Source organism: Acinetobacter sp. NIPH 1852 (assembly GCF_022549455.1).
Lineage (GTDB): Bacteria > Pseudomonadota > Gammaproteobacteria > Pseudomonadales > Moraxellaceae > Acinetobacter.
Genome location: NZ_JAKZGG010000005.1, coordinates 1 through 12,920, shown reverse-complemented (window position 1 = coordinate 12,920; position 12,920 = coordinate 1). Strand labels below are relative to the sequence as shown.

The window sequence follows — 12,920 nt, the reverse complement described above, 5'->3', positions numbered from 1 at the left end:
GAAGTGGGCTGGACGGTCGCTGCTGTGGAGGTCTCCGTGACTGAAACAGGGGAGGAAAGTCCGGGCTTCATAGGGCAGGGTGCCAGGTAACGCCTGGGCGGTGTAAACCGACGGCAAGTGCAGCAGAGAGTAGACCGCCTCATTCGTGAGGTAAGGGTGAAAGGGTGCGGTAAGAGCGCACCGCGTGTCTGGTAACAGTTCACGGCAAGGTAAACCCCACCAGAAGCAAGACCAAATAGGAATCCTGAGGCACGGCCCGTGCTGGATTCGGGTAGGTCGCTTGAGCGTACGAGTGATTGTACGCCTAGAGGAATGATCGTCCTCGACAGAACCCGGCTTACAGGCCCACTTCCCAGATTTTTTAAAAATTGTGCTTGACGTGTGTAGTAAAAGTTTAGATAATGCGCGCACAGTTTTCGGCTATGTAGCTCAGTTGGTTAGAGCACCGCACTCATAATGCGGGGGTCACAAGTTCAAGTCTCGTCATAGCCACCATTTTATAGACCACGCTCCTGCGTGGTCTCTTTTTATCTGTTGTTTTTGTCAAACTTAAAAAATTATTTTAATCGTTGATTTTTGGATTTTTAAATTCAATCTATTGTAAATATTGATTGAATTTTAATATGTGTTGTTGCTTGTGTTGAAAAATGAACAATCGCAAATTAAGCGCGTAAAAAATGTGCATATGTTTTGTATTTTCAAAGTCATAGGCTTGACCTGCTCAGTAGAACCCTAGATAATGCGCTCACAGTTTACGGCTATGTAGCTCAGTTGGTTAGAGCACCGCACTCATAATGCGGGGGTCACAAGTTCAAGTCTCGTCATAGCCACCATTTTATAAACCACGCTCCTGCGTGGTTTTTTTTATCTGTTATTTGTATATGGATGATAAATTGGAGCACTAAAAAAGCCCGTCAATAAGTCATTTATGGACAGGCTGTTATTTTTTATAAGTGTTTTTCGATGCAGGCTAAAGTCTGGGGATTTTCATAGAAAGGTTTTAAAATCATGGTGATGATCGGTTCCAAAACACCGTGTTCATCTAAAGCCGCCACAACCTTTGGATAAAAACGAACAGCTTCATTTTGAAGGTCGCTTTCTTCTAGTCCAATTGCAGTGAAAACATCTTCTAAGCTTTCGTCTTTATAAAAGTCATAAAAGACTTTTACGCCATATAAAATAAGATCTTGAAGGAATGAGGATTGGCGTAATTCTTTCCAATATTCGTAGATCATGACAAAGAATTCTTCGACATCGAGTGGGGTGACTTGCTTGGTATACTCTGATAGCGGTTTGGCTTTGTTGTCATCCCAAATATTACGTGCAAGGCTTTCTAAATCATCATTTGAAAGTAGGCTTAAATCGACGAGTTGTTCTTGAATAAAGCGAGCAATACTTTCTTCTATTTTATGTTCGATACGCTGTTGTTGACGGTGGGAAAAGGTTTTTAGTTTTTGTTGCCACTCATATTTGCTGTCAGAAATACGTTCTTCATCTGTTTGTGAAAATAGTTTTGGTAATTTATTTTGCAGAGTGGTTGTTGCGATATATTGGCAGAGCTGTTGAATCGATGGGCTTTCTTTTAAGAAATGATTCAGGTAATGGCGAATATTTTCAAGTTCTAAAAATTTAGACAGCCATATTTCAAATTGTTGATCTGAAAATACATCCTGTAATTGTGCTGATGACTGCAAAGAAAAGACATGAAGTTTTTGTGCGATTTCACCAATAAACTCTAATAAACCTGCGCCTAACTGCATTTCAAAGGCATAACGTTTAACAACGGCTTGGATTTGTTCTAACTCAATGACTTCTTTGAGTTGAATGTTGGGTGCGTGTTGTAAAAATAATTGAATGAATTGCTGAAAAAAATCAGCAGAAAGTTGCGTGGTGAGTTGAGTTTTATAAAATGAAACTTGCTCAAGCAAAAGTGCTTGAGCAAGTAATTGTGACTTTTCAGAAACAATTTGTTCAGTCATTCGCGGTCCATCCGTTGACGATAGGGTAGCGTCGTTCGCGATTGAAAGCACGTGAACTAATACGTGGTCCAATTGCGCCTTGACGACGTTTATATTCATTACGATCGACCAAGCGAATCACTTTTTCTACCACTTCGGCTTGGTAGCCTTTTGCGATAATGTCTGCTTGGCTGAGATCTTCTTCTATATAAGCATATAAGATTGCATCAAGTACATCATAGGCTGGCAATGAGTCTTGATCTTTTTGATCAGGACGTAACTCTGCTGATGGTGGTCGAGTGATCACACGTTCAGGAATCACAGGTGTTTCACTCAGTGTATTACGGTATTTTGCGAGTTCAAATACAATCGTTTTGTAGACATCTTTCAGTACAGAGAAGCCACCAACCATATCGCCATACAACGTACAATAACCGACAGAGATTTCAGATTTGTTACCTGTAGACAGAACTAAATTACCAAATTTATTGGAGAGTCCCATCAACAGTGTGCCACGCGTACGCGCTTGTAGGTTCTCTTCAGTTGCATCCGCAGGACTATTGCCAAAGAATGGAAATAAGGTTTGCATGAAGCTATTTACGATCGGATGAATTTCAGCGATACCAAATGTCACACCCATGCGACGAGCTTGTTCTGTCGCATCTTCTACACTCATTTGAGAGGTGTAGGTATAAGGCATCATCACCGCTTGTACTTTATCTGCTCCAATCGCATCAACAGCAATTGCAAGTGTCAAAGCTGAATCAATACCGCCAGACAGACCTAAGATAACACCAGGGAAGCCTGAGCGTTGAACGTAATCACGGGTTGCCATGACCAGTGCTTGATAAATCTCAGCAAAAGTATCTAAAGTTGGTGTTGTTTCTGCGGTTTTAAATTGTTTTTGTTCTGCATCATATTCTGCAAAATAAACAGATTCTTGGAAACTTGGTGCTTGTAGCGCAACTTGCCCGTTGTTATTACTTACAAAACTAGAACCATCAAAAATTAAGTCATCTTGTCCGCCGACTTGGTTCACATACACAATATTCAAGCTTAATTGTTTTGCAAGTTCATTCAAGCTTTGAATACGATGCTGTGGCTTGCCAACTTCATAAGGAGAAGCATTGAGGATGAGTACAGTTTCAACATTGAGCTGGCTGAGTTGTTTTACTGTGTTCAATGACCATACATCTTCGCAAATCAGCACACCAAATTTGTGACCTTGATATTCAAATACCAGATGTTGATGACCTTCTTGGAAGTAACGACGCTCATCAAACACACCGTAATTAGGCAAGTTGTGTTTATTGTAGATTCCTAAAACTTGTCCATTCTTCATTACCGCAGCAGAGTTGTAACGCTGGCCATCTTCAGTTTGATTTACAAAACCGAATACCATAACGATATCTTTGACTTCACTTAATTGAGCAAATGCTTTCTGAGTACGTTTTTGTAGATTTGGGCGAATTATCAAATCTTCGGCGGGGTAACCGAGTGTTGATAGTTCAGGAAAGATGATTAAATCGGCCTTTTGTTGTTTCGCTAAATTAGCTTGTTCAACCATCTTTTGAGTATTTGCGTCAATATTGCCAATATGCGGAGAGAATTGAGCAAGGGCAATTTTAAAATTTTTCATTCAAACCTAATCCTAAGTCTTAACTGATGCTGATATACAAGTTTTTGATTTATATAAGTATAGTTTTAAAAACATGTGTATATCATGGCGCCAAACATTCTATATCTAGAAGAGAAATCATAAGTTGACTAATATATACTAAATGCACATTTTACTGCGTAAAAATAACAAGTTTTTCTGTATAAAATACGAAGATGTGTCGGTGGTTTTTCGTATTTTGGCGTGTTTTCGTGCTTATGCTGTGATTGTGAATCGCTTTAATCATGCAACCTGAGTTTTTTCATACCATTTTCTCAGGTGTAAATGACAGATCAATGACGAGAAAAGCCAGCTTTAAATGAATTTAAAAAGTAAAAAATAATCAGAAAATGAGTTTAATGAGTTCTTATTAATGATCTTTTAAAATTATTATTACATTTTATTCAATAGCTTATGGTTTGTTGGTTGTTTTGTATACCGTTCGTCGGGAATCTCTTTGCGACACTTGAGTGTACATTCGTGCACTGCTATTATCCTAATCAATGTGAACACATGTACACTGTGGTGAAAATCCTAGCATGTGGTGAATAAACAAAAGAGAGGTAACACATATGTCAATTTTATTTTTTCTTATCATTGCATCAGTTCTAGCGATCGTTGTCGGACGTTTAGGTACGATTTTATTGCAATATAAAGAACAACAAGTTTGATCTTGTTTAATTTTTAAGGAGACGAATATGTCAATTATATTATTTCCAGTGGTGGCCGCAACTTTAGCAATTGTTGTTGGTCGTGTCGGGACAGTGATGTTGCAAAAGCAAGATCAATCGAAATCGAATTAATACGATTTTAGCTGTCACCTATAAATCAAATTAGAGAGGTAAGCATAATGATAGTTCCAGTAATTTTATTTCCTGTCGTTGCGTTTGGATTGGCAATTGGTATAGGACGTGTTGGTACAATTGTTAAAGATGCAATGCGTGTAGATTTTACGACTGAAATGGATGATAGTCATGAACTCAAATCTGAAACTCGCAAAGGTTCTGCTGCGTAAAGCTGATTGCGATTTACTTAAATAAAAAGCCCTGTAGATAAAATGACAGGGCTTTTTATTTTTCCAAAATAATATTAGGGATTTTCTTCAGAAAAATATCGCGGGCAATATCGCCTTGTTGTTCAATGTTGTAATCATTAAATGCTTTGCCTGATATAAATTGGTAGTGATAGGGATTGTATTTTTTAAAGCTTAAATAATAACCCAATTGTAAAATTGCCCCTTTAAAAATGACATTGGTATGTTGCTGATGCTGCAAGATGTGGGCAAGTTCGTGGATAAAAATTGCTTTTAGGTGAATTGGGCAGATTGAATAATCTGGACAATAATTTTGCTGGTGTACGAATAGGTTGCCGTTCGGCGCAATGAAAATATTGACGGGCTGCCACGGTAAGTAGGGAATATTAAAAATTCTAACTTGTGAATAGTCGATAAGATTGCCAAAGACGGGGCGAGCCATCTCAATCTCAGCTTGAGTGAGTCCGCGATAAGCAAATTCATTTATTTTAAAAAAAACAATCAAATTTGAAATGAATCTCGCTTTTAATTTTTGAGTTAATCGATACCAAAGTTTGGACATTTTGAGAATCTAAGATGGATGGTGTTTAAAAAAATCTAGGTTTTTAATATTGAGTCTAAAGAAAAAACCCCAGTTAAAACTGAGGTTTTACAACAACTAAAATGATGATAGCAAATAAAAGCAGCGTTGGCATTTCATTGAAAAAGCGCCAAAACTTATGCGATTTGTAGTGCGCGTTGCCAATCAACTTTTTGCGATAATAACCACACACAAAATGGTAAATCACCAATAGTCCGACTAAGCCGACTTTAAGATAAAACCATAATGCTTCATGGTAATGTCGGGTTGCATCGCCCCATTCAACGAGAAAGTGGGCAGTCACTAATGTGGCAATCATAGACGGCCACATAATGCCGCGATATAACTTACGTTCCATGACTTCAAAGCGTTGATGACTAATCGCATCTTCACTCATGGCATGATAAACATAAAGACGTGGTAGATAGAACAATGCAGCGAACCAACATACCACAGCAATTATATGTAATGCTTTTACCCACAAGAAAGCATCAGAAGGTGCATCCATCGATAATCCTACGAGTGTATTTCACGTGGGATTTAGGCATCCCACTTCTTGAAAATAAGGCAGGCATTAACGCCGCCAAAGCCAAAACTGTTACTCATCACAGTATTCAGTTTTGCATCACGTTTTTCAAGTACAATATCGAAACCTTGCGCGCCTTCATCAAGCTCAGTGACATTGATGTTCGGTGCAATAAAGTCATTTTGTAACATCAAAACAGAGTAGATTGCTTCGTGAACGCCAGCAGCACCTAAGCTGTGACCAGTCATCGATTTAGTTGAGCTTACAGGTGGAACTTTACCCTCACCAAATGCACGCTCCATGGCTTTAAGTTCGGTGATGTCGCCCGCAGGAGTTGAAGTACCATGTGTATTTACATAGTCAATTGATTCAACGCCGTGTTGTTTCGCTTCTTCGAGTGCCATCAAGATACAGCGAGTTGCGCCTTCGCCACTCGGTGCAACCATGTCTGCACCATCGCTATTTGCTGCGTAGCCAACAACTTCAGCTAAGATTTTTGCACCACGTGCTTGAGCGTGTTCGAGAGATTCGAGAATTACGAAACCACCGCCACCTGCGATTACGAAACCATCGCGGTCTTTAGAGTAGGGACGTGAAGCAGTTTCAGGTGTGTCGTTATATTTAGAACACAAAGCACCCATTGCATCAAACAGTAAGCTTTGTGACCAGTGATCTTCTTCACCACCACCTGCGAGCATAAGATCTTGTTTACCTAAAGCAATGAGGTTATATGCATAACCGATTGCATCAGCAGACGTTGCACAAGCACTTGCGATAGAGTGAGCTACACCTTGAAGTTTAAATGCAACACCGACGTTTGCAGTAATGGTATTTGTCATGTTGCGAGGTACAAAGAACGGGCCTACTTTACGTGCGCCTTTCGTTTCTAAAAGTTCAGTCATTTCTACAACAGAAGCAGTTGAACCGCCGCCGCTACCACCTGCAATACCATAACGTGGGTTATCACCTAAGTCTTCTGCTTTTAAGCCTGCATGTTCAACAGCCGCAACAGCCGCATTGTAGGCATACATCGCACAAACACCCATAAAGCGTTTTACTTTACGGTCAATACCATCAAAATCTTGCTCTGCGGCTGCGCTGACATGGCTTTTAAAATTCAGTTCGGCATAAGTTGGGTTAAAACGTGTCCCAGAGATTCCATTTTTTAACGAATGAGTGACCTCTTCTAAAGAGTTACCGATGCATGAGTTGATGCCCATACCAGTGATTACAACACGTTTCATTTACTGATCCCTTTTATGGTAATACTAAGCCTTGTTTATCATCTCTATGAACAATAACGAGGAGAATATAATGATTAAAATGGCTTATGAGTGAATGACATCATGATAACAGAAAGGTTTTTTATTTCTTATGGCAAATTTTATGTCTATTTTCAGTTGTGTAAATATTCGTAATGATCCGTGAGCTAGAACAGAAACACGATGAAAGTATACAGATAAACATTGAGATAAATCTGTATTCAACCTAGTATTTACCTAGAAATGCACAGAATATAGAACAGAGGTACTTGATGACAAAATCTAAAAACAAACCATCTTCGGGTTTATTTGCACAAGCCTTTGGAGTGGCTAAAAAGCTCAGTTCGGAATTGCAAAAATTACAAGTTGCCCCAACGACTTCTGGTGTAGCAGGTCTTGATTCATCCAATGTGATTGAAGGAAATGCACGTTTGAAGGGCTCGTTTGAGGTGGAGAAATATGAAAGTCCGCAACAGATGTTGCGCCAACAATTTCCAAAATTATCGCACCAACTGTTGGGTCGTCACTACACCAAAGTCAATAATGTGGCCACTTTTATATCTCCTGATCTAAGTGAAAAAGTCTCAGACTATTTATTTCAATGGTTAAATGAATTTAGTTCAAATAGTTCAATGACTGAAAAAATCCTAGAGGAAGCTGGCGTAACCGCGATCGCTGAGTTAACCAATGATACTGGGCGTTCACAACGTTTAAGCCAAGCATTGATTGAACAAAATAAACTATTGGCTGCAGCTCAGGGTTTAGTGACAGGTGCTACGGGTATATGGGGTGCCGCGATCGACATTCCTGCTTCAATTGTTTTGGCACTGAGAACGATCTATCAAACAGGTCGCTCTCATGGGTTTGACTTAACCGAAGAAGTTGATCAAGACGTTGTTGCTTTTATTTTTAAAGAAATTGATTTAGGCATTGTTGCTGAGAAACAGACATTGTTGCTTGCTTTAAAAGCCCTTAAATCCATGTTGGAAACTCATGATTTACAGCAGTTTCAACAAATATTGGGTTCAAATAATGATATTGAGCTCGTCAAAAAATGGTTGGTGGATGAAGATGGCCAATTTAAATGGGGTTGGCTAAATCATATTCCACAAGTTTCTGTGATCGGAAAATTAATACCAGTTGCAGGTGCTGCATTGGGTGGTTTTTATAGTTGGCGGTTTTTGGAAGATGTTGGACATAAATCTCAATCGGTTTTTGGGGCAGCACGTTTCTATTTAAATGAACATCCATCAGAGAATATTTCGCCATTAGAGGCCTATTATAAAGCTGAAGACTTATTGAAAAAAACGAATCCGAAGCGATTGGGGGCTACAAGTGCTGAGTCACATCAAGCGATTGTATCGGATGATGTGAAAAATAATGTGATTACCAATGTCACGGTCCAATTCAAAGAAGATGTGAGAACGCAAACTCAAAGTGATGAAAAAGTCGAGGATGGTATCCAACAACTTGCTGAGCAACATGTTGTTGAACATGAGCATACTGAACAACAACCCGCTTTAAAAGTAGAGCAAAATGAGTTGTTTGCGGATGAAGATCAAGAGGCTGTGAGTGAGAAAAAAACCATTGATATAGAGCCTGCTTCAACAAAACATAGTTAAATTTTTGATGATGTATCGATCAACTCAAAAAACTATTTAATTCTAAGAATGGTCAACATTTGCTGTGTATTGCAATGTTGACCATTTATACTTCTTAGCTTACAATTGTGTGCCCTTGAAAAGAGGTGTTTTTCTTTTTGAGGTTGTTTAATAACGGGAGAATTGCCAAATGGCAACAACAAATCAGTTGATCCGTAAGGGTCGTACAACTTTGATTGAAAAATCAAAAGTTCCTGCGTTGAAGGCTTGTCCACAACGTCGTGGTGTATGTACACGTGTTTACACGACTACACCTAAAAAACCAAACTCAGCAATGCGTAAGGTTTGCCGTGTTCGCTTGACTTCAGGTTTTGAAGTATCTAGCTACATCGGTGGTGAAGGTCATAACTTACAAGAGCACAGTGTTGTTCTTATCCGTGGTGGTCGTGTTAAAGACTTACCAGGTGTACGTTACCATACCGTTCGTGGTTCTTTAGACTGTGCTGGCGTTAAAGATCGTAACCAGTCACGTTCTAAATACGGTACGAAGCGTCCTAAGAAGTAATTCTAGGAAGCCCGCACAAGCAATCCTTTAGCGTTTCGCTTGTTTGAATTCTTCATAGATTTGTAATTCAAGCGACGTATAGTAAGGCCAGCGTAGAGTACATGACACTTGTACAAACTGCTGGATTATCCTGAAGTGTCATATTATTAGGTGTATTAAAATGCCAAGACGTCGCGTAGTCGCTGCTCGTGAGATCCTTCCAGATCCAAAATTTAGCAGCCAAACAATCGCTAAATTCATGAACCACGTAATGCAAGATGGTAAAAAATCTGTTGCTGAAGGTATCGTTTACGGTGCTTTAGAACGTGTTCAAGAAAAAAACAAAGTAGATCCAGTTGAATTTTTCGAGACTACTCTTGAGAAAGTTCGTCCTATGGTCGAAGTTAAAGCACGCCGTGTTGGTGGCGCTACTTATCAAGTACCTATGGAAGTACGCCCATCCCGTCGTACTGCCTTAGCAATGCGTTGGTTAGTAGATGCTGCTGCTAAGCGTTCTGAAAAAACGATGGCTTTACGTCTTGCTGGTGAGTTGCTTGATGCAGCTGAAGGTAAAGGTGCTGCGATCAAAAAACGTGAAGATGTGCATCGTATGGCTGAAGCCAACAAAGCCTTCTCTCACTACCGTTTCTAAACGGATAAAACAGTCCCTAATCAGGAGAATATTCATGCATACCGTAGCTCGATTCAACATCGCTCTCTATCAAAGTGGAGGCTTTGCGGGTATTTAAGTTGCCTGCTTGAATATTCGTGCGCATCAATTTCATTGATGCGCCCTGTTTTAAATATAACATTTAGGAATGTAAGACATCATGGCTCGCCAAACCCCTATTAATCGTTACCGTAACATCGGTATTTCTGCGCACATTGACGCAGGTAAAACAACTACAACTGAACGTATTTTGTTCTACACAGGTGTATCTCACAAAATTGGTGAAGTACATGACGGTGCAGCAACAATGGACTGGATGGAACAAGAGCAAGAGCGTGGTATTACCATTACTTCTGCTGCAACGACTTGTTTCTGGTCTGGCATGAGTAAACAATTCCCACAACACCGTATTAATGTAATTGACACCCCGGGACATGTAGACTTCACGATTGAAGTTGAACGTTCTATGCGTGTTCTTGACGGTGCGTGCATGGTTTACTGTGCAGTTGGTGGTGTACAGCCTCAGTCTGAAACTGTATGGCGTCAAGCGAACAAATATAAAGTGCCTCGTTTAGCATTCGTGAACAAGATGGACCGTACTGGTGCAAACTTCTTCCGTGCGGTTGAACAAGTTAAAACACGTTTGGGCGGTAATCCTGTACCAATCGTTATACCAATTGGTGCTGAAGATACATTCACAGGTGTTGTTGACCTGATCGAAATGAAATCAATCATTTGGGATGAAGCGTCTCAAGGTATGCAGTTTGAATACGGTGAGATCCCAGCTGACTTAGTTGATACTGCTAATGAATGGCGTACTAACATGGTTGAAGCTGCTGCTGAAGCTTCAGAAGAGTTAATGGACAAGTACCTCGAAGAGGGTGAGCTTTCTAGAGAAGACGTCATCGCAGGTTTACGTGCTCGTACATTAGCTTGTGAAATCCAAGTTATGCTTTGTGGTACTGCATTCAAAAACAAAGGTGTTCAACGTATGTTGGATGCTGTTATTGAATTCTTACCATCACCGACTGAAGTTAAGCCAATCGAAGGTATCCTTGACGATAAAGCTGAAACTAAAGCGATTCGTGAAGCATCTGACGAAGCACCGTTCTCTGCACTTGCGTTCAAAATCATGAACGACAAATTCGTAGGTAACTTAACATTCGTACGTGTTTATTCTGGTGTGCTTAAACAAGGTGATCCAGTTTATAACCCAGTTAAATCTAAGCGTGAACGTATCGGTCGTATCGTGCAAATGCATGCGAACGAACGTCAAGATCTTGATGAAATCCGTGCAGGTGATATCGCAGCGTGTGTAGGTCTTAAAGACGTGACCACCGGTGATACATTATGTGATGAGAAAAACATCATTACACTTGAGCGTATGGAATTCCCAGAGCCAGTAATTTCATTGGCTGTTGAACCAAAAACTAAAGCTGACCAAGAAAAAATGTCAATTGCTTTAGGTCGTTTGGCTAAGGAAGATCCATCGTTCCGCGTTCGTACAGATGAAGAATCTGGTCAAACGATTATTGCTGGTATGGGTGAGCTTCACCTTGATATTCTTGTTGATCGTATGAAGCGTGAATTTAACGTTGAAGCGAACATTGGTAAACCAATGGTTGCTTACCGCGAAACGATCAAAAAGTCTGTTGAACAAGAAGGTAAATTCGTACGTCAAACTGGTGGTAAAGGTAAGTTCGGTCATGTATATGTCCGTCTTGAACCGCTTGATGTTGAAGAAGCTGGTAAAGATTACCAATTCGTTGAAGAAGTTGTTGGTGGTGTAGTACCTAAAGAATTCTTCGGCGCAGTTGATAAAGGTATTCAAGAACGTATGAAGAATGGTGTATTGGCTGGTTACCCTGTTGTGGGTATCAAAGCGACATTATTCGACGGTTCTTACCATGATGTCGATTCTGATGAATTGTCGTTCAAAATGGCGGGTTCTTACGCTTTCCGTGATGGTTTCATGAAAGCAGATCCGATTCTTCTTGAACCAATCATGAAAGTTGAAGTTGAAACTCCAGAAGACTACATGGGCGATATCATGGGTGACTTAAACCGTCGTCGTGGTATGGTTCAGGGTATGGACGATCTTCCTGGTGGAACAAAAGCGATTAAAGCAGAAGTTCCTCTTGCTGAGATGTTTGGTTACGCAACTCAAATGCGTTCTATGTCTCAAGGTCGTGCGACTTACTCTATGGAATTCGCTAAATACGCTGAAACTCCACGTAACGTGGCTGAAGGCATCATCGCTAAGTTCCAGACTGGCGGTAAAAAAGGTGACGACGAGTAATCTTTCGATTATTATATTACCCAACTAAAACTTAGTTAAAAACCAAGTGCTCATGGGTGACCCTCATGAGCAGTTTATAAAGGAAGATCATCATGGCTAAAGCCAAGTTTGAACGTAATAAACCACACGTAAACGTGGGTACAATTGGTCACGTTGACCATGGTAAAACAACTTTAACTGCTGCGATTGCAACTATTTGTGCAAAAACTTACGGCGGTGAAGCGAAAGATTACTCACAAATCGACTCAGCTCCTGAAGAAAAAGCACGTGGTATTACCATTAATACATCACACGTAGAATACGATTCTCCAATCCGTCACTACGCTCACGTAGACTGCCCGGGCCACGCCGATTATGTTAAAAACATGATTACTGGTGCTGCTCAGATGGACGGCGCGATCCTTGTATGTGCTGCGACTGATGGTCCTATGCCACAAACTCGTGAACACATCCTACTTTCACGTCAGGTTGGTGTACCGTACATCATCGTATTCTTAAACAAGTGTGACCTTGTTGATGATGAAGAATTACTTGAATTAGTAGAAATGGAAGTTCGTGAACTTCTTTCTACTTATGACTTCCCAGGTGATGACACTCCAATCATCCGTGGTTCAGCGCTTCAAGCATTAAACGGTAACGATGGTCCTTATGGCGAACAAGCTGTAATCGACTTAGTTGCTGCACTTGACTCTTACATTCCAGAGCCAGAGCGTGCAATCGATAAAGCATTCCTAATGCCAATCGAAGATGTATTCTCGATTTCTGGTCGTGGTACAGTTGTAACTGGCCG

General features: G+C 40.3%; 11 protein-coding genes, 2 tRNA genes and 1 other RNA gene. 9 read left to right on the top strand and 5 right to left on the bottom strand.

Annotation, left to right across the window (positions count from 1 at the left end; all coding sequences use genetic code 11):
- The 3 genes from rnpB (at position 1) to MMO38_RS05400 (ending at position 833) form a co-directional block, all read left to right on the top strand.
- Positions 1–356: RNase P RNA component class A (rnpB, locus tag MMO38_RS05410), an RNA gene on the top strand.
- A 62-nt stretch (positions 357–418) separates the two neighbouring features.
- Positions 419–495, top strand: a tRNA-Met gene (locus MMO38_RS05405).
- Between the two features lie 261 nt (positions 496–756).
- A tRNA-Met gene (locus tag MMO38_RS05400) sits at positions 757–833 on the top strand.
- A 114-nt stretch (positions 834–947) separates the two neighbouring features.
- On the opposite strand, the gene MMO38_RS05395 is transcribed toward MMO38_RS05400, so the two are convergent.
- Together MMO38_RS05395 and MMO38_RS05390 are read right to left on the bottom strand one after the other, a co-directional pair.
- Positions 948–1,979, bottom strand: a complete 1,032-nt coding sequence (locus MMO38_RS05395) for a hypothetical protein (RefSeq protein ID WP_004670070.1) — start codon at positions 1,977–1,979, stop codon at positions 948–950.
- Positions 1,972–3,597 carry an NAD+ synthase gene (locus tag MMO38_RS05390; RefSeq protein WP_004670072.1) on the bottom strand — a complete coding sequence of 542 codons (1,626 nt, stop codon included), beginning with the start codon at positions 3,595–3,597 and terminating at the stop codon, positions 1,972–1,974. The genes MMO38_RS05395 and MMO38_RS05390 overlap by 8 nt, the downstream gene beginning before the upstream one ends.
- A gap of 868 nt (positions 3,598–4,465) precedes the next feature.
- Here MMO38_RS05390 and MMO38_RS05385 point away from each other — a divergent pair.
- A complete protein-coding gene (locus MMO38_RS05385) occupies positions 4,466–4,630 on the top strand; it encodes a hypothetical protein (RefSeq protein ID WP_005198086.1) in 165 nt (54 codons plus the stop codon).
- A gap of 55 nt (positions 4,631–4,685) precedes the next feature.
- On the opposite strand, the gene MMO38_RS05380 is transcribed toward MMO38_RS05385, so the two are convergent.
- The 3 genes from MMO38_RS05380 to MMO38_RS05370 form a co-directional block, all read right to left on the bottom strand.
- A complete protein-coding gene (locus MMO38_RS05380) occupies positions 4,686–5,210 on the bottom strand; it encodes a hypothetical protein (protein WP_004670079.1) in 525 nt (174 codons plus the stop codon).
- Positions 5,211–5,283: 73 nt separating this feature from the next.
- Entirely contained in the window at positions 5,284–5,736 is a 453-nt protein-coding gene (locus MMO38_RS05375; RefSeq protein WP_004670082.1) for a CopD family protein, read from the bottom strand.
- A 32-nt stretch (positions 5,737–5,768) separates the two neighbouring features.
- Positions 5,769–6,998 (bottom strand): beta-ketoacyl-ACP synthase II, encoded by a 1,230-nt coding sequence (locus tag MMO38_RS05370; RefSeq protein WP_004670084.1) that lies wholly within the window; start codon positions 6,996–6,998, stop codon positions 5,769–5,771.
- A gap of 290 nt (positions 6,999–7,288) precedes the next feature.
- On the opposite strand from MMO38_RS05370, the gene MMO38_RS05365 reads away from it, so the two are divergent.
- The 5 genes from MMO38_RS05365 to MMO38_RS05345 all read left to right on the top strand — a co-directional run.
- On the top strand, positions 7,289–8,638 hold the full coding sequence (locus MMO38_RS05365) for an EcsC family protein (protein ID WP_241322845.1): 1,350 nt from the start codon (positions 7,289–7,291) through the stop codon (positions 8,636–8,638).
- Between the two features lie 169 nt (positions 8,639–8,807).
- Positions 8,808–9,182: a 30S ribosomal protein S12 gene (gene rpsL, locus MMO38_RS05360; protein ID WP_004648013.1), complete on the top strand. Its 375-nt coding sequence runs from the start codon at positions 8,808–8,810 to the stop codon at positions 9,180–9,182.
- A gap of 160 nt (positions 9,183–9,342) precedes the next feature.
- Positions 9,343–9,813, top strand: coding sequence for a 30S ribosomal protein S7 (gene rpsG / locus MMO38_RS05355; protein ID WP_004638185.1), 471 nt, complete (start codon positions 9,343–9,345; stop codon positions 9,811–9,813).
- A gap of 178 nt (positions 9,814–9,991) precedes the next feature.
- Positions 9,992–12,130: an elongation factor G gene (gene fusA / locus MMO38_RS05350; RefSeq protein ID WP_005198082.1), complete on the top strand. Its 2,139-nt coding sequence runs from the start codon at positions 9,992–9,994 to the stop codon at positions 12,128–12,130.
- Between the two features lie 92 nt (positions 12,131–12,222).
- On the top strand, positions 12,223–12,920 hold a 698-nt coding region (locus MMO38_RS05345; RefSeq protein ID WP_241322844.1), incomplete at its 3' end, for a GTP-binding protein.